At 61.3% G+C, this 22,340-nt stretch carries 20 protein-coding genes; 9 read left to right on the top strand and 11 right to left on the bottom strand.

The genetic code is table 11. The features are described from left to right. Window positions 1-71: 71 nt before the first annotated feature. Window positions 72-1,148 carry a cysteine synthase A gene (gene cysK / locus ACR0M3_RS07035; protein ID WP_480899034.1) on the top strand — a complete coding sequence of 359 codons (1,077 nt, stop codon included), beginning with the start codon at window positions 72-74 and terminating at the stop codon, window positions 1,146-1,148. A 9-nt stretch (window positions 1,149-1,157) separates the two neighbouring features. Here cysK and ACR0M3_RS07030 read toward each other — a convergent pair whose 3' ends face one another. Next, complete coding sequence (locus ACR0M3_RS07030) at window positions 1,158-1,412, bottom strand: BolA family protein (protein ID WP_267365906.1); 255 nt, start codon at window positions 1,410-1,412, stop codon at window positions 1,158-1,160. Window positions 1,413-1,518: 106 nt separating this feature from the next. Here ACR0M3_RS07030 and ACR0M3_RS07025 point away from each other — a divergent pair, with 106 nt between their 5' ends. The 3 genes from ACR0M3_RS07025 (at window position 1,519) to ACR0M3_RS07015 (ending at window position 3,715) form a co-directional block, all read left to right on the top strand. Beyond that, window positions 1,519-2,145, top strand: a complete 627-nt coding sequence (locus ACR0M3_RS07025) for a J domain-containing protein (protein WP_480475989.1) — start codon at window positions 1,519-1,521, stop codon at window positions 2,143-2,145. A 131-nt stretch (window positions 2,146-2,276) separates the two neighbouring features. Beyond that, window positions 2,277-2,825 carry an NYN domain-containing protein gene (locus ACR0M3_RS07020; RefSeq protein ID WP_480899142.1) on the top strand — a complete coding sequence of 183 codons (549 nt, stop codon included), beginning with the start codon at window positions 2,277-2,279 and terminating at the stop codon, window positions 2,823-2,825. 101 nt (window positions 2,826-2,926) lie between these two features. After that, window positions 2,927-3,715, top strand: coding sequence for a hypothetical protein (locus ACR0M3_RS07015; protein ID WP_480910048.1), 789 nt, complete (start codon window positions 2,927-2,929; stop codon window positions 3,713-3,715). 157 nt (window positions 3,716-3,872) lie between these two features. Here the strand turns inward: ACR0M3_RS07015 and ACR0M3_RS07010 are convergent, their stop codons facing one another. Then, window positions 3,873-4,763 carry a Hint domain-containing protein gene (locus ACR0M3_RS07010; protein ID WP_480910047.1) on the bottom strand — a complete coding sequence of 297 codons (891 nt, stop codon included), beginning with the start codon at window positions 4,761-4,763 and terminating at the stop codon, window positions 3,873-3,875. 447 nt (window positions 4,764-5,210) lie between these two features. Here ACR0M3_RS07010 and cobS point away from each other — a divergent pair, with 447 nt between their 5' ends. The 5 genes from cobS to ACR0M3_RS06985 all read left to right on the top strand — a co-directional run bounded on the left by cobS (window position 5,211) and on the right by ACR0M3_RS06985 (window position 11,032). Continuing rightward, on the top strand, window positions 5,211-6,197 hold the full coding sequence (cobS, locus tag ACR0M3_RS07005; RefSeq protein ID WP_209504507.1) for a cobaltochelatase subunit CobS: 987 nt from the start codon (window positions 5,211-5,213) through the stop codon (window positions 6,195-6,197). A gap of 39 nt (window positions 6,198-6,236) precedes the next feature. Then, the gene (locus tag ACR0M3_RS07000; protein ID WP_480910046.1) at window positions 6,237-6,719 is read left to right on the top strand and encodes a hypothetical protein; all 483 of its coding nucleotides are present in this window, start codon (window positions 6,237-6,239) and stop codon (window positions 6,717-6,719) included. Between the two features lie 158 nt (window positions 6,720-6,877). Beyond that, window positions 6,878-8,755, top strand: coding sequence for a cobaltochelatase subunit CobT (gene cobT / locus ACR0M3_RS06995; protein ID WP_480545744.1), 1,878 nt, complete (start codon window positions 6,878-6,880; stop codon window positions 8,753-8,755). Between the two features lie 81 nt (window positions 8,756-8,836). After that, window positions 8,837-10,627: an aminopeptidase P family protein gene (locus ACR0M3_RS06990; protein ID WP_480910045.1), complete on the top strand. Its 1,791-nt coding sequence runs from the start codon at window positions 8,837-8,839 to the stop codon at window positions 10,625-10,627. Window positions 10,628-10,690: 63 nt separating this feature from the next. Then, the gene (locus ACR0M3_RS06985) at window positions 10,691-11,032 is read left to right on the top strand and encodes a DUF427 domain-containing protein (protein WP_267363889.1); all 342 of its coding nucleotides are present in this window, start codon (window positions 10,691-10,693) and stop codon (window positions 11,030-11,032) included. A 59-nt stretch (window positions 11,033-11,091) separates the two neighbouring features. Here the strand turns inward: ACR0M3_RS06985 and ACR0M3_RS06980 are convergent, their stop codons facing one another. From ACR0M3_RS06980 to ACR0M3_RS06940, 9 genes are all read right to left on the bottom strand, one after another. Beyond that, window positions 11,092-12,777, bottom strand: coding sequence for a chloride channel protein (locus ACR0M3_RS06980; RefSeq protein WP_480910044.1), 1,686 nt, complete (start codon window positions 12,775-12,777; stop codon window positions 11,092-11,094). A 99-nt stretch (window positions 12,778-12,876) separates the two neighbouring features. Further along, window positions 12,877-14,526 (bottom strand): DNA repair protein RecN, encoded by a 1,650-nt coding sequence (recN, locus tag ACR0M3_RS06975; protein WP_480910043.1) that lies wholly within the window; start codon window positions 14,524-14,526, stop codon window positions 12,877-12,879. A gap of 36 nt (window positions 14,527-14,562) precedes the next feature. Then, window positions 14,563-15,426 (bottom strand): outer membrane protein assembly factor BamD, encoded by an 864-nt coding sequence (locus tag ACR0M3_RS06970; RefSeq protein WP_267363885.1) that lies wholly within the window; start codon window positions 15,424-15,426, stop codon window positions 14,563-14,565. A 126-nt stretch (window positions 15,427-15,552) separates the two neighbouring features. Next, on the bottom strand, window positions 15,553-16,473 hold the full coding sequence (lpxC, locus tag ACR0M3_RS06965; protein ID WP_480506265.1) for a UDP-3-O-acyl-N-acetylglucosamine deacetylase: 921 nt from the start codon (window positions 16,471-16,473) through the stop codon (window positions 15,553-15,555). 213 nt (window positions 16,474-16,686) lie between these two features. Then, window positions 16,687-18,291 (bottom strand): cell division protein FtsZ, encoded by a 1,605-nt coding sequence (gene ftsZ / locus ACR0M3_RS06960; RefSeq protein WP_480910042.1) that lies wholly within the window; start codon window positions 18,289-18,291, stop codon window positions 16,687-16,689. 348 nt (window positions 18,292-18,639) lie between these two features. Continuing rightward, on the bottom strand, window positions 18,640-19,059 hold the full coding sequence (locus ACR0M3_RS06955) for a hypothetical protein (RefSeq protein ID WP_480506264.1): 420 nt from the start codon (window positions 19,057-19,059) through the stop codon (window positions 18,640-18,642). After that, the gene (gene ftsA, locus ACR0M3_RS06950; RefSeq protein WP_209504922.1) at window positions 19,046-20,380 is read right to left on the bottom strand and encodes a cell division protein FtsA; all 1,335 of its coding nucleotides are present in this window, start codon (window positions 20,378-20,380) and stop codon (window positions 19,046-19,048) included. Before ftsA ends, ACR0M3_RS06955 begins: the two co-directional genes overlap by 14 nt. A gap of 8 nt (window positions 20,381-20,388) precedes the next feature. Further along, on the bottom strand, window positions 20,389-21,396 hold the full coding sequence (locus ACR0M3_RS06945) for a cell division protein FtsQ/DivIB (protein ID WP_480910041.1): 1,008 nt from the start codon (window positions 21,394-21,396) through the stop codon (window positions 20,389-20,391). Then, window positions 21,384-22,307: a D-alanine--D-alanine ligase gene (locus ACR0M3_RS06940; protein WP_209504923.1), complete on the bottom strand. Its 924-nt coding sequence runs from the start codon at window positions 22,305-22,307 to the stop codon at window positions 21,384-21,386. Before ACR0M3_RS06940 ends, ACR0M3_RS06945 begins: the two co-directional genes overlap by 13 nt. Window positions 22,308-22,340: the final 33 nt, after the last annotated feature.

Raw genomic sequence — 22,340 nt, 5'->3', positions numbered from 1 at the left:
GGCGCGATATGTGCTTATCAACCCAGCGAAATCTGTGGCATGTTAGCCGGACAACCGGGAGGGACTTTGAAATGGGTATTCGGCAGACACAGGGGCGGGCACGCCTGTATGACAGCATCCTTGATACAGTCGGCGACACGCCCTGTATCCGGATCAACCGGATCGCGCCGGAGCATGTGACCGTTTATGTGAAGTTCGAAGCGTTCAATCCGGCGGGGTCGGTCAAGGACAGGCTGGCGCTGAATATCATTGAGGCGGCAGAACGGGATGGGCGGCTGAAACCCGGCCAGACGGTTGTCGAGGCGACATCGGGCAATACCGGGATCGGGCTTGCCATGGTCTGTGCGGCCAAGGGATATCCGCTGGTTGTGACGATGGCCGAAAGCTTTTCGGTCGAGCGGCGCAAGCTGATGCGCTTTCTGGGCGCGAAGGTTGTTCTGACCCCCAAGGCACAAAAGGGGTTCGGCATGTATACCAAGGCCAAGGAACTGGCCGAGGAAAACGGGTGGTTTCTGGCCAGCCAGTTCGAGACTGCCGCCAATGCCGATATTCACGAGAACACGACCGCGCGGGAAATCCTTGCGGATTTCGAAGGCAAGCAGCTGGATTACTGGGTGACAGGGTATGGCACCGGCGGCACGGTCGCCGGAGTGTCACGGGTTTTGCGCAAAGAGCGGCCCGATACGAAAATCATCCTGACCGAACCGGCAAATGCCGCCATCGTGTCATCAGGCTATGTAAACACGCGCAACGACGATCACCAGCCCACCGAAAGCCACCCCAATTTCGAGCCGCACCCGATTCAGGGCTGGACGCCGGATTTCATTCCATGGGTCCTTCAGGAAGCCATCGACAACGCCTATTACGACCAGCTGATCCCTGTTCCGGGGCCGCAAGGGATTGAATGGGCGCGCCGCCTTGCCTCGGAAGAGGGGATATTCACCGGGATCTCGGGCGGGTCGACCTTTGCGGTGGCCATGAATCTGGCGGAAACCGCGGCGCCGGGATCCGTCATGCTGGTGATGCTGCCGGATACGGGCGAGCGTTACCTGTCGACGCCTCTGTTCGAGGGGATCGAAGACGTCATGACGGATGAGGAATATGCGATCTCGGCCTCGACCCCATCCGCGCAGATGAGCGCAGAATAGGGCGCAGCGTCAGGTTCCGATATCCAGCGCCAGCGCGTGGATGCGGGGCACGATATCGCCCAGCGCCTTGTGCACGGCCCGGTGGCGGGCGACGCGGGATTGACCGGCGAATGCGGCGGCGCGGATGCGGACGTTGAAATGGCTTTCGCCGCCTTCCCTGTGGCCTGCATGGCCGCGATGGCTTTCGCTGTCGTCGATCACGTCAAGTTCATGCGGGTCAAAGGCGGCTTGCAGGCAGGTTCGGATTTCGTCGGTCACGCTCATTTTTTTGCTCAGCGGCAAAATTTTTGCCGCCCCCCTCTTCTACTTTCGGCTGCTTAGACTAAACTGCTGCCTCCGAGTCGAAAAGATGCGTTCGTGAGGATAGAGCATGGCGAAATCAGACCCCTTCGGATTCGATATGTCCGTTTCCAGCGCCAAGAAAAAGAACCCGCGTGGGCGCCGGGGCATGTCGGGCGCGTCCGAGACCTCGGTCCGGATCTGCGATCACGACGGGTGTGACGAGCCGGGCAAGTTCCGCGCCCCCAAGGCACCGGATGTGCTGGATGACTATTTCTGGTTCTGCCAGCAGCACGTGCGCGAGTATAACCAGAAGTGGAATTTCTTCGACGGCACCACCGAGGCCGAGCTGAACGCGCAACGCTCGAAGGACAAGGTTTGGGAACGTGAGACCAAGCCGATGGGAGACCCGGAGGCGCGCGCCTGGGCCCGTCTGGGCATTGAGGACCCGCATCAGGTTCTGGGCGCTAACAGCACGCAGAACAAGGGGCGCACCTCGGGTGGTGGCGGACGTCGCCTGCCCCCCACTGAACGCCGTGCAATCGAGATTCTGGAAGCCCATGACAGCTGGTCCAAAACCGAAGTGCGCAAGGCGTACAAGAAGCTGATCAAGGTGCTGCATCCGGACATGAACGGCGGCGACCGGTCGCAGGAAGAGCAGTTGCAAGAGGTCGTCTGGGCCTGGGACCAGATCAAGGACAGCCGGAATTTCAAGTAGGGCCGCCGTCAGTCGCCAGCTGTTTACACAGTTTGAACGGATTGTGAGGATGCTGTCTGGAAACCTGTTTCAATTCCCGCAATAGTAGTGGGAATTGAAACAGTGCTTTTCCCGGAGCAACCGCTGTGCGTATGCCTTTCTTTTTGCTGCTTGCCTCACTTTGCGGGCTGGTCGTGGCGCAGTTCTATCCAACCGAGATGGACTGGCTGTTCCTTTTGGCCCTGCTTTGTGTGTTCGCCAGTACGATCCTTCTGATCCGGGCCTGGTTCGGCTGGCGCAGGGCCAACACATGGATCATCGTCGACGGGTCGAACGTGATGCACTGGAAAGACGGCGCACCGGATCTGGCTACGTTGCGGCAGGTTCTGGCCAGCCTGAAGCAAGCCGGGTTCAAACCGGGCGTCGTGTTCGATGCGAATGTCGGGTACAAGGTCGAAGGGGAATACATGAACGACCGGGCGCTGAGCCGCGCCCTGGGCTTGCGGGCCAAGCGAGTCATGGTGGCGCCCAAAGGCACGCCGGCAGATCCCCTGATCTTGCAGGCCGCGCGGGACAGCAGGGCGCGTATCGTGACAAATGACAGGTTCCGCGACTGGGAGGACGAGTTTCCGGATGTGTTGAAAGCGGATCGCCTTGTGAAAGGTGGTTTTCGCAAGGACGAGCTTTGGTTTTCGCTTTGAACACGCGACCACAGCTTTACGCAACGATCCGGGTTTCGTAGCGTTCAGGAGTGATACCGACGGGCCCCTGCCCCGAAATAACCGTGTTGGATGCAAGCACCGTGGCACGCAAAGAGCAGAAACCGCCAAAAGCCAAGATCCCGCCGGATCATCCGTTTTCTGACATCGTCAGCGAAGCCTACAGGGTTTTCGCCTATCCAAAGCCGAGCAGTATCGAAGTTTGCGAAGGCTGCTGCATGGACGCCGATATTGAGGCGGATTTCTTCACGCCGCCCATTGCCGAGCTGCCCCTGCATTACGTTCAGGACTGGTTCTTTGCCGCTTGTGATCCTGCGGGGATAGCCCGCAACACATGGGGATACCTGCTGCCCCGGATCCTTGAGATTCTGGCCGTGGACGAAGACCCCGCCAGCGTTGGGCTGGAGGTGAGCCTGAACCGGTATGAAACCGGCAACCCGAAGAACTGGTCGCCCGAGGAATGGCAGGTTCTAGACCGGTTCCAGCGCGCATATCTGAAACGCGAGATGGCACGGGATCGCGGTTGTCTGGACGATACGCTGTGCATGTTCGCCCTGGCAGGATGGCCGCTGGAGTCGCTGTTCGAACAGGTCGCCGCAAGCCCGGATACCGAATTGGTGCTGCGTCTGTGGCGCGATTGGTGTGCATATTGTATTCCGGGGCGGGACTCGATCTGGATTACCGCATTCTGGAACAGCCCCGGCAATACGCGGGCCTTTGAGTTTTACACCTCGGAAGCGATGCACGACAGGATGACCCGCATTGCGTTCGCAGAGGACACACCGGAGGATATCGCGGAAAAGGCACTTTCCGTGGCCAGTGTTATCGAGACCCATGCCGATTGGGCAATGGGTGGGATGAGCGGGTCTTGAAACCTGTGCCATGCCGGTGTGATCCCCGGCGGATGAAGACGTCAATCCTTGTTTGATTGGTCCCTGATTAGCAACTACTGCGCCATAGCGTCCAACAGCGAGGTATCGTCCGGGTACGCGCGCCTATCAGTGGCGCCACGATTTCCGCAACGCGGGACTAATCTGCGAACACGTCTCGCAACGCGCGTGCCTCGCGCCCGGTCAGGCAGCTTAGGCGCGTTTGGGGGGGCGGTCCTGCGTCTGAAAGCAACCCCGGAAAGAGCGCGCGCAGTTCCTCGACATCGTCGCGGTGCAGCGATTTCAGCGCCATGTCGCCCGGAAACAGGCTTTCGCTTTGCAGACCGTGCGAGGTGAGGATCACATGTTCGGCGCAGGCGATATGGTAGTATGTCACCGCCTCATCCGTCGTCACCTGCCGGATGGTATCATCGTTGACCAGATGAATGGCCGCGCAGAACACGCTTGGCGCGCCAAAATAAAGCTCGGCCCGCCAGCCCCCCAGCACAACCCGGTGTTGCGGAGAGAGGTAAAGATCCCTGTCCGGCAGGCCCTTGCCCAACGCATCGCGCCGGATGCAAACCGGGTTGTATTGGGGCCGGATGCGCAGGATTTGCGCGCTGAGTGTTCGTTTGCCGATCCATTCGATGGGCAGCGTGGTCCCACCGGCCACGCAAACCCGGTCGCCCACAGCCAAATCCTCGACCGGGCGCGGGCCGCAATCCGTTTCGATCAGGGTGCCCGAAACAAAACAGGGCGGATCGGTCGGGTTCAGATCATTCGGGGTGATCTTCCAGTTGCCCGTGGTCATCGGACCGGTTGGGTTATTGGCATCCCAGGCGTAGATTTGCCCGCCGACCTGAATGAATTCTCCGGTTTCCCCGGTTCCGCGGTAGTTTCCTTGCCCCAGATAGGTGTAAGGCTGGAAAGTCGCGCCCCCGTCAAACGACACCATCGATCCGCTGATGATCGCGGATTGTGTCGTGTTCTGGACGATGAGATCGTTCTGGCCCGTTGTCTTGGCCGTATGGAGAAGAACGCTAAATGCCACCTGGCGTCACCAAGGCCATGTTGGCAGATATCGACGCCTGCTGATCACTCGACCCAGAGCAACATTGCAGACGGAGCCGCACCCGGCATTCCCGTTTCACCAACACCCGATCACTTATAAAACGCCCCATAAGACCATTTTATATGTCTGATAAGGTCACTTTCCACAACATATAGTTTGCCGAATGCCCACCTGCATGCAGCATTTCGGACACATGGTTCGGCATCTGCATCCGATCAGGCCGCGCTGTCATTGAGAAACGCGGCGTGATCTGTGCCTTGTACCCGTCGCAGTTGAGGATCACCCGCGCGTCAATAGGGCCAGTTTGAAAGAAAAACCTGCTCACCTTTCCGAGCGGGCGGCTTTCCCTTGCCCTTGCCCGCAATATGTTGCACCACACACGGGTTCAAACCCGGCAATACGGGCCAAAGGATAAGGACAAGGCGAATGGCTGACGGATCGATCGATGTAAACGCAAAACCCACCGAAGATATCTCGGTCCGTGACGTATTTGGCATTGAGACGGATATGAAGGTCAAAGGGTTTGCCGAAGCCACCGACCGTGTGCCCGTCATCGACCCGACCTACAAGTTTGACCCCGAGACGACATTGGCGATCCTGGCGGGCTTTGCCCATAATCGCCGGGTGATGATTCAGGGCTATCACGGCACCGGCAAATCGACCCATATCGAGCAGGTCGCCGCCCGCCTGAACTGGCCCGCCGTGCGCGTGAACCTGGACAGCCACATCAGCCGGATCGACCTGATCGGCAAGGACGCGATCAAACTGCGCGACGGCAAGCAGGTGACCGAATTCCACGAGGGCATCCTGCCCTGGGCCCTGCGCAACCCCGTCGCCATCGTGTTCGACGAATATGACGCGGGCCGTGCCGACGTGATGTTCGTGATCCAGCGGGTGCTGGAACATGATGGCAAGCTGACCCTGCTGGACCAGAATGAGATCATCACGCCGAACCCGTGTTTCCGCCTGTTTGCCACCGCAAACACCGTGGGTCTGGGCGATACCACGGGTCTGTATCACGGCACGCAGCAGATCAACCAGGCACAGATGGACCGCTGGTCGCTGGTCTCGACCCTGAACTATCTGAGCCATGACGCCGAGACGATGATCGTGCTGTCGAAGGCGCCGCATTACAACACCGCCGAGGGCCGCAAGACCGTCAGCCAGATGGTCACCGTGGCTGATCTGACCCGGACCGCCTTCATGAATGGCGACCTGTCGACGGTTATGAGCCCGCGAACCGTGATCAACTGGGCCCAGAATGCCGAGATTTTCCGCAATGTGGGTTATGCGTTCCGCCTGTCGTTCCTGAACAAGTGCGACGAGTTGGAACGTCAGACCGTGGCCGAGTTCTATCAGCGCTGTTTTGATGAAGAGCTGCCGGAGAGCGCCGCGAGCGCGAGCTTGGGCTAATTGGTGATACGACTAACGATAGGTGCAGCGTTAATTTCGTTGCCCACTCTGGCGCACGCCGAACTATCTTCAAGCGTTTTTCCGACCGGTGCTTCAGAAATCGAGAAGATCAAACACTGTGTGGCTGTGAACTATGCCAACGCACTAGCTGGACTAGTTGGTTCGGAGATAGCCAACTTGTCCTCCAAGCCACGCGAAATCTACTTTGGCGACACAGTTCAGACCAACCTACCCGCCGACTGGATACTTGAGGCCATAGGAGGAATGTCGGTTTTAGCAGATGCGCAAAAAGTAGCACTCGGCTGGGAAAAAAACTGGCGAAGCCAAGGCGAAACCTACTGGGCACCAATCAAACTTAACGATGGCGAACCTTACAATGCTCACGAAGGCAGACTTCTCGCTGCCCACACAATTGCATGTGCGGAATTCACGCACGCTATCACTATTAAGTATGGTCGCGATTTCTACTCGAAAAACACCCAGGAAGTTTCGCTACCTGAGTATCTCCCAACTGGTGAGTGATTAGCTGGGACTATAGGTTAAATGGGGCAAGTGCATCTGATTGCATAAGAACCTGCTGTACAGGTGTGCTGGTTCGATGGGAAAAGGGGGTTGGCCCTATGGTCAAGGCCCCTGAATAGCACTAGGTTGCCGGGACAGAACAAGACCGGACCTGCCTGATGAGCAAACCCAACGACAACCCCGCTGATCCGTTCAAGAAAGCGCTGGCCGAGGCCACCAAGGTCATGGCTGATGATCCTGAGCTGTCGGTAACTTATACCGTCGATCCGTCGGGCCTGTCGGGCGAGTCGATGCGGCTGCCGCAGGTGTCTCGGCGTATGACGCGGGAAGAGGTTCTGCTGGCGCGCGGCACGGCGGACGCTTTGGCGTTGCAGCGCCGGTATCATGATGACGCAACCCATGCGCGCTATGCGCCTCCGGGGGATATGGCGCGGGACTTGTACGAGGCGATGGAAACGGCGCGTTGCGAGGCGATGGGCGCGCGGGACATGCCCGGCACTGCCAGCAATATCGACGTCAAGATCGGGCATGAGGCGATCCGGCGCGGATATGACCAGTGCAAGCAGCCTGCCGATGCGCCCTTGTCGGTGGCGGCGGGATATCTGATCCGGCATCTGGCCACCGGGCGCGATCTGCCGCCTGCGGCCGAGAACATCATGAACCTGTGGCGCGGGTTCATCGAGGAACAGGCCGGTGGCGTGTTGGAGAACCTTGATGACGTGCTGTCGGATCAGGCGGAGTTTGCCAAGTTCGCGCGGCAGATGATCAAGGATCTGGGCTATGGCGACCAGCTGGGTGATGACCCCGACGAGTTGGACGACGAGCAGGAGGATCAGGCCGAGGACGACGCCGAGGAACAGCCCGATCCCGACAGCACCGGTCAGGATGATCAGGACGAGCAGGACGCGGATGCGACGCCTGAGCAGACGCAGGAAGAGCAGCAGGATCAATCTCAGGCGCAGGTCTCGATGGATGAGATGGCCGAGGATGAGCTGGGTGACGAGGCCGAGATGCCTGATGGCGAAGCGCCGCTGGAGCCGCCTGCCCCGCCGCCCGCATCCGAGGCCGATCCGGATTACAAAGTCTATCTGAGCACGCATGATGAAGAGATTGCCGCTGAGGATTTGGCGGAACCGGCCGAGCTGGAACGTCTGCGGGCCTATCTGGATCAGCAGCTTGAGCCTTTGAAAGGGGCGGTTTCGCGCCTTGCCAACAAGTTGCAGCGCCGGTTGCAGGCGCAACAGAACCGCAGTTGGGAATTCGACCGCGAGGAAGGCATTCTGGATGCGGGCCGTCTGGCGCGCGTTGTCGCCAACCCCACCACTCCGCTGAGTTTCAAGGTCGAAAAAGACACCGAGTTCCGCGACACGGTGGTGACGCTGCTGCTGGACAATTCAGGGTCGATGCGGGGGCGTCCGATCTCGATCGCGGCCATCTGTGCCGATGTTCTGGCGCGGACGCTGGAACGCTGCAATGTGAAGGTCGAGATATTGGGCTTTACCACGCGGGCGTGGAAAGGCGGACAGGCGCGCGAGGCATGGCTGAACGATGGCCGCCCGCAGCAGCCTGGCCGTCTGAACGACCTGCGCCACATCATCTACAAGGGCGCCGATGCGCCGTGGCGGCGGGCGCGGCCCAATCTGGGCCTGATGATGAAAGAGGGCCTGCTGAAGGAAAACATCGACGGTGAGGCGCTGGAATGGGCGCATCGCCGGATGATCGCGCGGCGCGAGCAGCGCAAGATTCTGATGGTGATTTCGGATGGGGCTCCGGTTGATGATTCAACCCTGAGCGTGAACCCCGCCAACTATCTGGAAAAGCACCTGCGCGATGTGATTGCCATGGTGGAGAAGCGCAAGATGGTCGAGCTGCTGGCGATTGGCATCGGTCATGATGTGACCCGGTATTACGACCGTGCGGTGACGATCACCGATGTGGAACAGCTGGCCGGTGCGATGACGGAACAACTGGCGGCCCTGTTCGACAGTGATCCGCGCGCGCGGGCACGGGTGATGGGGATGAAGAAGGTCAGCTAGGCTGGCCTTGCCTCCGGCGGGAGTATTTCCCAAAAGATGAAAAGGCGGCGATATCGACCGCCCGGCTGAGGGAGGTGTAGCATGTTCCAGTCCTTTGAGGTGACCGCGCGGCCCGAGCAGGGGCCGCCGCGTCTGGCTGCGTTGCGCGCTGAGCTGGTGCGCGAAGGGTTGGACGGGTTTCTGATCCCGCGTGCGGATGCGCATCAGGGCGAGTATGTGGCCCCGCGGGATGAGCGTCTGGCCTGGTTGACCGGGTTTACGGGATCGGCCGGGTTCTGTGCTGCGCTGACCGGCATGGCCGGTGTGTTCATCGACGGGCGGTATCGCACGCAGGTCAAGGCGCAGGTCGCGGATGTGTTCACGCCGGTGCCGTGGCCTGACATCAGCCTGAGTGCATGGCTGAAGGAGCAGTTGCCCGGTGGTGGTAAGGTGGGCTTTGATCCGTGGTTGCACGCGGCAGGGCAAATCTCGTCCACGCTTGGCGAGCTTGAGGGTACAGGCATCGAACTGGTGCGCTGCGGCAATCTGGTGGACCGCATTTGGGTGGATCAGCCTGAACCGCCGATGCAGGCGGTCAAGGCGCATCCGATCGAGTTTGCGGGCGAAACCGCTGACAGCAAGATTACCCGACTGGCCGCAGACCTGCGGCAGGCCGGGCGAAAGGCTGCGGTGATTACATTGCCGGATTCGATCATGTGGCTGCTGAACATTCGGGGGTCGGATATCGCTTACAACCCCGTGGCCCACGGGTTTGCGACCCTGCATGACGACGGCCGGGTCGATCTGTTCATGGCAGCGGCAAAACTGTTGGAGGTGCAGGATCATCTGGACCCGAAGGTGACGGTGCACAACCCTGCGGAGTTTCTGGACGCGGTGGCAGCGCTGGACGGTGCGGTACAGGTGGACCTGAGCACGGTGCCGCAGATCGTGGCGGACGCGTTGGGCGATGCCATGGTGGATGGCGGCGACCCCTGTGCCCTGCCCAAGGCCTGCAAGAACCCGGCCGAAATCGCGGGCAGCGCCGAGGCGCATTTGCGCGATGCGGTGGCGGTGGTCGAGACCCTGTGCTGGCTGGACGCACAGCCCCCCGGCAGCCTGTCCGAGACGCAGGTGGTCACGCGGCTGGAAGAAAACCGCCGCAGGGACAATGTGTTGCAGGATATCTCGTTCGATACCATTGCCGGGACGGGTCCGAACGGCGCGATCATGCATTACCGCGTGACGGACGAGACCGACAGCCGGTTGCAGGACGGTCATCTGCTGGTGCTGGACAGTGGCGGACAATATCTGGATGGCACCACCGATATCACGCGGACGCTTGCCATCGGCTCTGTCGGGGCGGAGGAAAAGACCTGCTTCACCCGCGTGCTGAAGGGCATGATTGCCATGTCGATGCTGCGCTGGCCCGCAGGGCTGGCCGGGCGCGATATCGAATGCGTGGCCCGCACGCCGCTATGGGCGGCGGGGCAGGATTTCAACCATGGTGTCGGACACGGCGTCGGGGCCTATCTGAGCGTGCATGAGGGGCCTCAGCGCCTGTCGAAGGTCAGCCATGTCCCCTTGCTACCCGGCATGATCCTGTCGAATGAGCCGGGATATTACCGCGAAGGGGCCTTTGGCATCCGCATCGAAAACCTTGTGGTTGTGGAAGAAGCCCCGGCCCTGCCCGGTGGCGATGCGGAACGCGCGATGCTGTGCTGGCGCACCCTGACATTTGTGCCAATTGACCGCAGGCTGATCATGGTTGATATGTTGACGCCTGACGAACGCCGCTGGCTGAACGCCTATCATCGCGACGTCGCGGAAAAAATCCGCCCAAGGCTGGGACATGACGCGCAACTGTGGTTGGATGCCGCAACTGCGCCGATCTGACACCCGCCTGTTACATAGAACGGGCAGAGGAGAGGCCCCAATACGTCGACGGAAGGAATAGAAATGACTGAGATCACGATCCAAAAAGCGCCGGGCAAATGGACTGTCCGTTCGGGCGGCGCGATTCTGGGCGAAACGAGCAACGCGCTGGAACTGCACGAAGGCGACAAAGCTCCGGTGATTTACTTTCCGCGCGGCGATGTTGCGATGGCGTTTCTGGACCAGACCGACAAGGTGACGCATTGCGCCGGCAAGGGTGACGCGACGCATTTTTCCATCGTCAACAAATCCTCGGTGACCGAAAACGCGGTCTGGAGCTATGAGGACCCGATTTCCGCCGTGGCCGAGATCAAGGGATATCTGGCGTTTTATCCGGTAGACTCGGTGAAGGTGGAGCAGATCTAGAGGTGCCGGACAGGGTTTCAGCGGAGGCTTTGGGAACGCTTGTCCCGGTCGCGGGAGCCTTATGAATGTTCCTCGGCCGCGGTGGCTGCAAGGGCCCGGTTGTACGCCTTGAGCGCGTCGACATGGTAGAGCGCGCCGACGGGTGTCTCGGACCCGTCCTGTTCCAGAACGATAACCGGAATGCAGGGTATGTCGTCGCGGTCGAAATAGAGCATCGCGGCCTCAAGCGTGGCGCTGGCCTGAATGCACAGGCCCTGTTCGATCAGGGCGCGCGCCTCGTCCGCAGTGATTGAGCGGTCATCCCCGATGGGGCGCATCACCGCCCCGGCGCGCAGCATCGCCAGCAGATAAGCCTGCGGCCCGGCGGCCAGGTGGACATCGCGGCGTTCCAGCTGGGTCAGGAAGAACGACCGGTCCACAAGGCGCGACGCCAATGCGGTGGATATGGATACAGTCACCATCACGGCAAGGCCGATCTGCCAGTCTCCGGTCAGTTCAAAGACGATCAGAGTGGTCGAGATCGGGGCACCCAGAACGGCAGCAGCCACCGCGCCCATTCCGGCAAAGGCATAAAGCGTATGCGTGCCGGACACATCCGGCAGCAGCCCAGTGGCGATCAGTCCGAACGCCAGCCCGGTCAGCGCGCCGATCATCAGGGACGGTGAAAACACCCCGCCCCCCATGCGCCCGCCCATGGTGATCGCCACAGCCACTGTCTTGGTCACCGCAAACAGGATCGCGGTAGTCAGCACCAGATCACCGGTCAGGGCGCGGATCGTGGTTTGGTAGCCGACACCGATGATATGCGGGAACCAAATCGCCATCAGCCCCAGCATCGCGCCGGACACGGCCGGGCGCAGCCAGCCCGGAATGGACAAGCGGTTCTGGATATGGCTGCCGATATCTTCAGCAAAGAAGATCGACCGCATAAGCAGCAGCGCGACAAAGCCGCAGATCAGGCCGAGGATCAGGAAGGCGGGAAGTTCGACATAGAATTGCAGCGATCCGGGCGTTTCCAGCGTGAACTCGGTAACGTCGCCATATTCCAACCGGTTGATCACCGTTCCGGCGACCGAGGCGATGACGATCGGGGCAAAGGCATGCACGGCGAAGTGGCGCAGCACGACCTCGAGCGCGAACAGGGCCCCGGCGATGGGGGCGTTGAAGCTGGCTGATACGGCGGCGGCGACAGCACAGCCCAGCAAGTCGCGGCCCGTGATCCCGTCGGCATGGATGCGGTTGCTGACCCAGGTGGAGATGACCCCTGCCATATGCACCACGGGGCCTTCGCGGCCCGTTGACCCACCCGAACTGAGCGTGATCAGCGAGGCAAAGAACGAGGCAATTCCGGCCTTGACCTCGACCCGCCCGTCGGTGATGGCGGATCCTTCGATCACATCAGCGACAGACCTGACGCGCCCGTCACTGGTGAACCGGTTCAGGATCACGCCCACGACCAGCCCACCGATGATCGGGATGATCAGGACCATGAACCACGGCAGTTTCTCGGCATGGCTGTGCAGCAGCAGAACGTCGTCGGTGTCGTAGAGATAGGCCTGCAACGCGCGGATGGCCTTGCGGAACCCAAGCGCCATGAATCCGGCAGCGATACCAATGACCAGCGCGATGAACCAGAACTGGATCTGGCTTGGCCCCCGGCGCAGCATCACCCGCCACGCATCCCTGATCGCGGCCAGAGCCTGATTGAGCTGGTTGCGCAGAACGGTGCGGGTCGACTGGGTCATTGGCTCTCGGGGATCATCACGTAACCCTTAGTAAGCCACGGAGCACCCTAATAAAAGTGAGATAGCGACAGTGTGAGGCCAATTCGTGCCACGGGCGCATCAGGCCTGCAGCAGAGCCCGGGCGGCGGCGCGGGCCTCGTCCGTGATGGTGTCGCCCGCCACCATGCGCGCAATCTCGTCCACCCGGTCGGGTTGGGCCAGAGGGATGACGGTGGACAGGGTTTGTCCGTCCGTGACCTGTTTCTGCACCCGCCAGTGATGCGCCGCACGGGCAGCGACCTGCGGGGAATGGGTGACAACCAGCACCTGCCCGCCCTGTGCCAATGACGCCAGCCTGCGCCCGACCGCGTCGGCAGTGGCCCCGCCGACGCCGCGGTCAATCTCGTCAAAGATCATCGTGCGAGCGCTGTCATCGCCCGACAGGCACACTTTGAGCGCCAGCAGGAAGCGGCTGAGTTCACCCCCCGAGGCGATCTTGTTCAGCGGCCCCGCAGGCGCGCCCGGATTGGTGGCCACGGTAAAGGCCACCGCGTCGGTCCCTTCGGGGCCGGGTTCCGCCGGGGTGAGTTCGGTCCGGAACACCGCGCGTTCCATCTTGAGCGGGGCCAGTTCCGCCATGACGGCAGCGTCCAGCCGCCCCACAGCCGCTGCGCGGGCCGCGCTGAGGTCGGCGGCGGCGTTGTCATAAGCCTTTTGTGCCGCGTCCACGGCAGCACGTCTGTCCGCCAGGTCGGCGTCGCCTGCTTCCAACTGGTTGAGGCGGGTGCGCAGAGTGTCAGCAAACGCGCCCAGATCATCCGGGGCCACGTCATGTTTGCGGGCCAGTGCGCGGATGGCAAACAGGCGTTCCTCGGCCTGTTCCAGTTCCGAGGGGTTGAAGTCCAGCGCCTGAAGGCAGGCGTTCACGCCATCCTGCGCCTCGCCTAGCTCAATCATCGCGCGCCCCAGCGCGGCAATCGGTTCGTCCAGCTGACCACCTGCGTTGCCGGACACACCTTCCAGCCAGCGGATAGCGTCGGACATCGCCCCTTCGGCACCGTCCCCGGTCAGCATGGCATAGGCGCGGGCGACATCATCGCGGATACGCTCGGCCCCCTGCATCATGCGGCGACGGGCATCAAGTTCGGCATCCTCACCGGGCTGAGGATCAAGCTGATCCAGCTCGGCAACCGCGTGGCGCAGGAAATCTTCCTCACTTCGGACGGCAGCCAGAGCGGCCTCGGTCTCGGCCAGTGCCTTGCGGGCGCGTGACATGTCGGTCCAGGCCGCACGAACGGATGTCAGCCGGTTCGAAACCCCGGCGAAATCGTCCAGCATGGCCCGGTGGCCACGCGGGTTCAGCAGCCCGCGGTCATCGTGCTGGCCGTGCAGTTCGATCAGGGTTTCCGACAGCGCCCGCAGCACATCGCCCGAGCAGCGGCGGTCATTGACCCAGGCGGTCTTGCGCCCCTCGGCGGTGTTGATCCGGCGCAGGATCAGCTCATCCCCGCCCGGCAAGCCCGCTTCGGCCAGTATCGCATGTGCGGGATGATCGGCGGAAAGTTCGAACTCGGCCACAACCTCGCCCTGCGCCGCACCCTGCCGCACCAGTTCGGCCCGCCCGCGCCAGCCCAGAACAAAGCCCAGCGAATCCAGAAGGATCGACTTGCCCGCGCCGGTTTCGCCGGTCAGCGCATTCAGGCCCGGCTGAAAACTGAGTTCCAGCCGGTCGATGATCAGCATGTCGCGGATATCAAGGGCGCGCAGCATCGGGTCTTCAGCGTCCCAAGCCTAATGCCATGGCGATTACAACCACTCACCCTTGATGGTCTGACGATAGATCGTGCTGAGCCAGTTGTTGCCACGGCTCTTGAGCTGGAGCCCGCGTGAGGTCAGCAGCTTGTAGGCATCGTCATACCATTCCGAGGATTGGTAGTTGTAGCCAAGGATGGCACCTGCGGTTTGCGCCTCGTCCAGCAGGCCGAGGGACAGATAAGCCTCGACCAGACGATAAAGCGCTTCGGCGGTGTGGGATGTGGTCTGGAAATCCTCGACCACGACGCGGAAGCGGTTGATGGCGGCAACAAAGTGATCCTGACGCAGGTAATAGCGCCCGATCTCCATCTCTTTGCCGGCCAGATGGTCAAAGGCCAGATCGAATTTCAGCACTGCCGAGGTGGCATATTCGCTGTCGGGATAAACCTCGATCACAGTGCGCAGCGATTGCAGCGCCTGAAAAGTCAGCCCCTGATCGCGCCCGACCTCGTCAATCTGGTCATAATAGCTGAGCGCCAGCAGATACTGGGCATAGGCCGCGTCTTCGTCCGTTGGATAGAAGTCGATATACCGCTGGGCCGCGGCCCGGCTTTCTTCGTAGTTCTTGTCGGAATGGAAAGAGAACGCCTGCATGATCAGCGCACGCTTGGCCCAGTCGGAATAGGGATACAGACGCTCGACCTCGGAGAAATACCAGGCCGCGTCATCCGAGCGATTCTGCGACAGTTCGTATTCGCCACGGGTGTAGATCTGTTCCGGTGTGAACCCTTCCAGATTCTGATCCCGGTCCGCGCCCTTGTTGCCAAAAAGGCCGCCTGCGTTTCCACATGCCGTCAAAACTGCTGCCAGAAGAACCGCGCCTGCGAATCTGACTGCCGCCTTGCTGCCAACCATACCGCCCATCCTTGTCGTCTTACTTAAGGGGGTTCGCCCCGAATTGAGCCATGGTCTAGCACAGAAAATTCCGGTGCAAAACGCCTTATGCAACATCTGGCGCAAATGTCGTCAGAGTTGATCTGATCAGGCGACTTCGGGAATTTCGTTTACGATCAGGCCCTGCCCCGGCAGGCGTGCGGCCTGTTCCGGCGTGCACAGAACCGGACGCACCGCGCCGGGTGTTTCAAACAGATTGCGCAGCAATGTGTTGGTCAGCGAATGACCCGACTTGTCGCCCGTGAAATGGCCCAGAATCGGCCCGCCTGCCAGATAGAGATCACCCAGAGCATCCAGCATCTTGTGGCGCACGGCTTCGTCGGCGCGGCGGAACCCGCCGGGTGTCAGCACCTCGTTGCCCTGCACGACCACGGCGTTATCCAGGGTACCGCCAAGGGCCAGCCCGTTTTCGCGCATGGCTTCGACATCAATGCGGCGGCAGAAGGTGCGGCAATCGCTGAGTTCGCGCGCGAACGACCCGTTGCGCATATCCAGTGTCTTGGTCTGGCTGCCGATTGCGCTGTCTTCGAAATCAATGTGGAAATCGATGATCAGCCCATCCGCGGGTGCGATGCTTGCGCTGGCGCCTTCCCGCGATGCGGTGACGGTCTTCAGCACCTCATAGGCCAGCACCGGGCTGGCCTGACGACGCACGCCTCGGGCCATGATACCGCGTACGAAATCGATCGAAGACCCGTCCATGATCGGAACTTCGGGGCCGTCGATTTCAATCAGCGCGTTGTGAACGCCGCACCCGGCCAAAGCAGCCATGATATGTTCGATTGTGGATACCGACACCCCGGCGTCATTGACCAGACGGGTGCAAAGCGGGGTCCGTTCGACCACGTGATAGATCGCCGGGATCATCGCATCGCCCAGATGGATATCCGTCCGTTTGAACCAGATGCCATGACCAGCTGCAGCCGGTTTCAGGATCATGGTCGCAGGCTTGCCGCTGTGCAGCCCGACGCCTTTAAACGTGACCGGAGATTTGAGCGTATGTTGCAAAATGGGCCTCGGCGAGTGGTGTCCAGCCTTCTGGGGCTGTGTTGGACACTCAGTTAAGGAAGCCCGCGTCAAGGCTCAACTCACTCTTTGTAACCGAATGAAACATGTATGTAACAGATCGGCAAAACCCTGCTTACCTATTCGTAAGCCACTGTTTTAAAACGAATTAGGGCCGCCAAGTGGCGACCCCATGAGTGGATTTTGTTACCGCGATCAGTTGGCCTGACGGCGCAGGAAGGCCGGAATTTCGATACGATCCTGATCCGGGTCGGCCTCATCGTGAATCGGTGCCGTGGCCTCGGACTGGCGCAAAACGGGCTGCTGACGCGGCGGTTGAGCCGGTGTGTCAGAGGCGTGCCCGGTCATCCGGTCGATCAGCCGATTGAAGCCAAACCGCGAGCGTTCTTCGGGTTCGTGATGCGAAACCGCCGCTTGCGGGCGGGTCGCAGCGGCGCGCTGAGCTGCCGTGGGAACCTTCTGAACCGCTGCCTGCAAACGCTGGAGCGCTTCGGGCGACGGGGTGCCTGCGACAGGCGCGCGCGGGGCAACAAAAGCCTCGGGTGTCGGTTCGACGTGCTCGGGCTGCGGCTCGAATTCGGCGACGCGCGGCTGATAGGCCGGGGGCGGCAGATCGTCCTCATCCCGCTCGTCGAACGGTTGGAACTGCGGCTGGGCGGGCTCTTCCGCGGCTTCAAACAGCGAAGGTTCGCGGTTTTCTTCCATCTGCGGCGCGGGCTCTGCCATTTCGGCGGCTGCGGGCGCTTCTTCGCGACCGTATTCTTCGGCCGAAACGGTGCGGGTCAGCGGCTCGGACATCGAGCGGCGCGCGACCGGGACATCAGCCGTTTTTTCGGTGGCGTCGATGCCGGTTGCAACAACCGACACGCGCATACCGCCTTCCATGGCAGTATCCAGCGTCGAGCCGACGATGATGTTCGCCTCGGGGTCCACTTCCTCGCGGATGCGGTTGGCGGCTTCGTCCAGCTCGAACAGGGTCAGGTCGTGCGAACCGGTGATGTTGATCAGAACGCCTTTGGCGCCCTTGAGGCTGATTTCGTCCAGCAGCGGGTTTGCAATGGCTTTTTCCGCCGCCTGGATGGCACGGTCTTCGCCTGTTGCCTCGCCGGTGCCCATCATGGCTTTGCCCATCTCGTCCATTACGGCGCGCACATCCGCAAAGTCGAGGTTGATCAGGCCCGGACGCACCATCAGGTCGGTTACGCCTTTGACACCCTGATACAGGACATCGTCGGCCATCGAGAACGCCTCGGTAAAGGTGGTCTTTTCATTGGCGAGGCGGAACAGGTTCTGGTTCGGAATGATGATCAGCGTGTCGACGACCCTTTGCAGCGCCTCAACGCCGTCTTCGGCCTGACGCATCCGCTTGGCACCTTCAAACTGGAAGGGCTTGGTCACGACACCCACGGTCAGCACACCCAGCTCACGCGCGGCCTGCGCGATGATCGGAGCAGCGCCGGTGCCGGTGCCGCCGCCCATGCCCGCGGTGATAAAGCACATATGCGCGCCTGCCAGATGATCGACGATCTGTTCGATGCTTTCTTCGGCAGCTGCGGCACCCACGGCCGGACGGGCCCCCGCCCCCAGACCTTCGGTGACCTTCACACCCAGTTGCACCCGCGCCGAGGACTGGCTTTGCTGCAGCGCCTGCGCGTCGGTGTTGGCGACGACAAAATCGACGCCGTCCAGCTGTTTTTCAATCATGTTGTTGACAGCGTTACCGCCCGCACCGCCAACGCCAAATACTGTAATCCGAGGCTTCAGTTCGTCTTGCCCGGGCATCGAAAGATTCAATGTCATGCTCTGTCCGCCTGTATTTATGTTCCGCCAAAGCGGTGTTTTTCTTACCTATCCTTGCTCGATTCTAGCGGGCTGATGCGAAAAGGTCACGTCAAAAATCGCGATTCACCACAAAATATGGAGGAAATAAGGCAGAAACCGGCGGCATTTCGCAAGTACTGCCAGATATAGCGGAAACAGCGGCGACCATCACAAGCCAGACGACCCCGGCGCGAGGACTCAGCCGTTCGTCACGCTTTCGTCGACCATCATTTACACTGCGGAAAACTGCTCAGGTCCTGCCGCGAGGCCTCTGCCGGGCCTTGTGGATATCTTGAGGGATAAATCGATGCGCTGCAACCGGATTTTTCAACTGAGCGGTGCACTTGGACAGTTCAGGCTGGTTTCGGTGATGCTGCGCACCTCCTGGATTTCGCTTTCTGCAAACGAGGCCAGACGCACCATCAGACGGCCTTCGTGCAGAAAGGGCCACCAGCAGACGGGAATACCATCCGGGTCGTTGTCATAGAGAAAGCAGATCTGACCGTTTGGCGTGGTGATCTGCCCATAGACACAGCCCTGCCCCTCTTGCCGCCAGACCGAGATGTGACGGTTCAGAAATTGCTCGGTCCCGACGAAATAGCCGCTGCGAATCTCATGGAAGGTGAGCGTTTTGCCGACGGCGGCATCCAGAAATGCCTCGGGTGTGATGATGGTCTGGGCCGAAACCCACCCCGGCAACAGGGCCGCACACAAAGCGGCCCGGTACAGGGGGCTACCAATTGTCACGGAACCACCGGACGGCCCGCTTGAACGGGCGCGCGGCGTAGGTGTCGACCGGGATTTCGAAATCCCACCATTCGTCCTGCGGGTGCGCCGCAAACAGGCTGAGCCCCACGGAGGACGAGAACGCCGGACCTGTCGCCGATTGCGGCAGGCCATGCACCCGCAGCGGGCGGCCCAGACGCACGCGTTGACCAAGGATGCGGGTTGCCAGACCGTCCAGCCCCATGATCTGACTGCCGCCACCGGTCAGAACGATCTGCTGGCTTGGCATATGTTCAAACCCGGCCGCATCCAGACGCACGCGGACCTCTTCAAGGATCTCCTCGACGCGCGGGCGCATGATGCCGATCAGTTCGGCCCGGCTGACGGTGCGGCGGTCGTGTTCCCAGTCACCGGTATCGCCGCCGATATCGATCATGTCGCGGTCATCAGCGCCGGTCGCATGAACGCCGCCATTGAATGTCTTGATCCGTTCTGCAACTGCCGCGGGCACGCCCAGCCCCATCGAGATATCGGCGGTCACGTGATCGCCGCCCATACGCACGCAATCGGCATAGATCATGTGTTTCTTCATGAAGATCGAAACGCTGGTGGTGCCGCCGCCCATGTCGATACAGGCCGCGCCCAGTTCCTGCTCATCCTCGACCAGCGCCGAAATTCCCGAGACATAGGCCGAGTTTGCAATCCCGGCGAGTTCCAGATCGCAGCGCTTGATACAGCGCACGATGTTCTGGATCGCCATCGCATCGACGGTCAGCATGTGCATATCGACCGCAAGGCTTTGACCCATCTGCCCGCGCGGATCGATCAGGCCCGAGCGGTTGTCGAGCGCAAAATTGACCGGCTGTGCGTGCAGCACTTCACGCCCGTCGCCGTAATCCGGCACGTCGCAGGCGTTCAGAACACGGCCCACTTCGGCCTCGGACACCAGTTGACCATCCAGATCGACCTGCGCGTCCAGCCCGTAAGAGCGCGGGTTGGCCCCCGAGAAACAGGCGATGACGTGATCGACGCGAATATCGGCCATCTTCTGCGCCGCTTGCAGGGCGGTGCGGATGGCGCGTTCGGTTTCCTGCATGGCGGTGACTTCGCCAAACTGTACGCCGCGCGAACGTGTCGTTGCGGCCCCGATAACCCGAAACCCCGTCTGCCCCGCCATTGAGCCGATGGTGTTATCTTCACTCAGCCGGCCCGATCCGTCAAAACGCAGAACGAGACAGGCAATCTTGGAACTGCCCACATCCAGAATCGCGATCACACCGCGTTGCAATGCCTGGCGCCGCATCTGACGCATGGCGCGTTGGGACTGATAAAGATCGGTCATCATGCTCGTTACTGCCCGTTACTCATTGTCACTTTTGTATTCCACCAGTCTTCGCTGGCGGCTTTGGTCATTCGAATGGTGGGACGCTGGCCAAGGCGCATGTCGACCACGGCCACGTCGCGTTCCAGAAGGTCCTGCACCTCGTTCACCGCAAGCACGCGTTCCAGCGCGCGCACCGGGCGTTCGGTCGGCAGCATGATGCGCTGGCCACGGTCCAGGACCAGATCCCAGCGCCGTTCACCCACGCGCACCAGCCCGCGCACACGGTTGCCCAGGCTGCGGGCGGTCTGGAAAATCTCGAGTGCCTGCGCCACATGGGCATCCGCGTCCGCGCCCGCGATCAAAGGCAGGTCGGCATGGTCCTTGCGAGAGGTGGTTTCCTTGACATGCGCGCCGGTCTCGTCGAGCAGTTCGAGCCCGTCATGCGTCCGCCAGACAATCACGGGCTGACGCTCGACCACGTTGACCTGAAGGATGCCGCCCGGACGGATGCGGACGGTGGCCGACTTCACCGGATCGAGCCCGGTGATCGTGTCGCGCATCTGTTCGACATCCAGATCCCAGGAACTGATCGGAAAATCCAGAGGCACGACCTCGCGGATATCATCGGACAGGCTGGTGCCTGCCCCGTCGATGGCCATCAGGTTAACCATGAACTCGGGGCGTTCCTGAATCGAGGTGCGAATATCGGCGACATACGTGCCAAGCGCTTCGCGCCGGTCCTGAGAGGCAAAATAGACACCAACTGCCGCAGCAATGGCACAGATCGGCAGGCCAAGCTTGACGCCCAGACGGATACCCGGTGTCAGCATCCAGCGCTGAAGACGATAGCTGAGGCGCGACGGGGCCGGATCGCTGCGGCGTGCGGTGCGGGAAAACACCCGCGCCCCGCGCAGACGCAGAATGGGCTGGGTGTCATGCGGTTCCGTATCGGCCGAGGCAAAATCGGCATCCGGACCGGCAAGGGGTTTGGTGCGATGGATTTCCAGAGAGCGGCTGGCGATTAACGGTTGCATGAGGCGTCCTTAACCATCCAGGCGCAGAGCTGGCCAAATGTCATGCCCAGATGCGCGGCTTGTTCCGGGGCCAGCGAAGTGGGTGTCATGCCCGGCTGGGTGTTGGTCTCCAACAGAAACAAACCATCAGCACCCGCGCTGTCATCCCAGCGAAAATCGGTGCGGCTGACACCCTTGCAGCCCAAAGCATCATGCGCGCGCAGGGCATAATCCATGCAGCGATCAAAGATGTCCTGCGGGATATCGGCGGGGACCACGTGCCATGATCCGCCGGGTTTGTACTTGGCGTCGTAGTCGTACCAGCCGCCATCGGTCATGATCTCGGTTACGGTCAGGGCGCGGTCGCCCATCACGGTCACGGTCAGTTCGCGCCCGGCCACGTATTTCTCGACCATGATCTGGTCGGGCATGTCTTCGGACAGCTGCGGCGGGCCATTGGCGTTTTCGTGGACGATGTAGATGCCGACGCTGGACCCTTCGTTATTGGGTTTGGCCACATAGGGCGGTTCCATCACATGGGCGCGGGTCACCGCGGCCCGTGGAACGATCACGCTGGGGACAACGGGCAGACCCTCGGCCTGATAGACGTCCTTGCTGCGTTGCTTGTCCATGGCCAGGGCCGAGGCCAGAACGCCCGAATGGGTATAGGGAATCCGCATCCATTCCAGCATTCCCTGCACGCAGCCATCTTCGCCCCAGCGGCCATGCAAGGCGTTGAAAACCACATCCGGCTGAATATCCAACAGGCGCGCATAGAGGTCGGGACCAGCGTCCAGTTCGACCACTTCAATACCTTCTCCCACAAGGGCGGCCGCGCATTCGCGCCCAGAGCTGAGAGACACCTCGCGTTCCGCCGAGGGGCCGCCCATCAATACCGCCACTTTGGGGTTTGTCCTGCTCGACATACCCAATGTGCGCCTCAATGTCCCCGGACCTTATGTGGT

The organism is Ruegeria sp. O5 (genome assembly GCF_056535105.1).
This window is presented reverse-complemented; position numbering and strand designations above follow the sequence as displayed.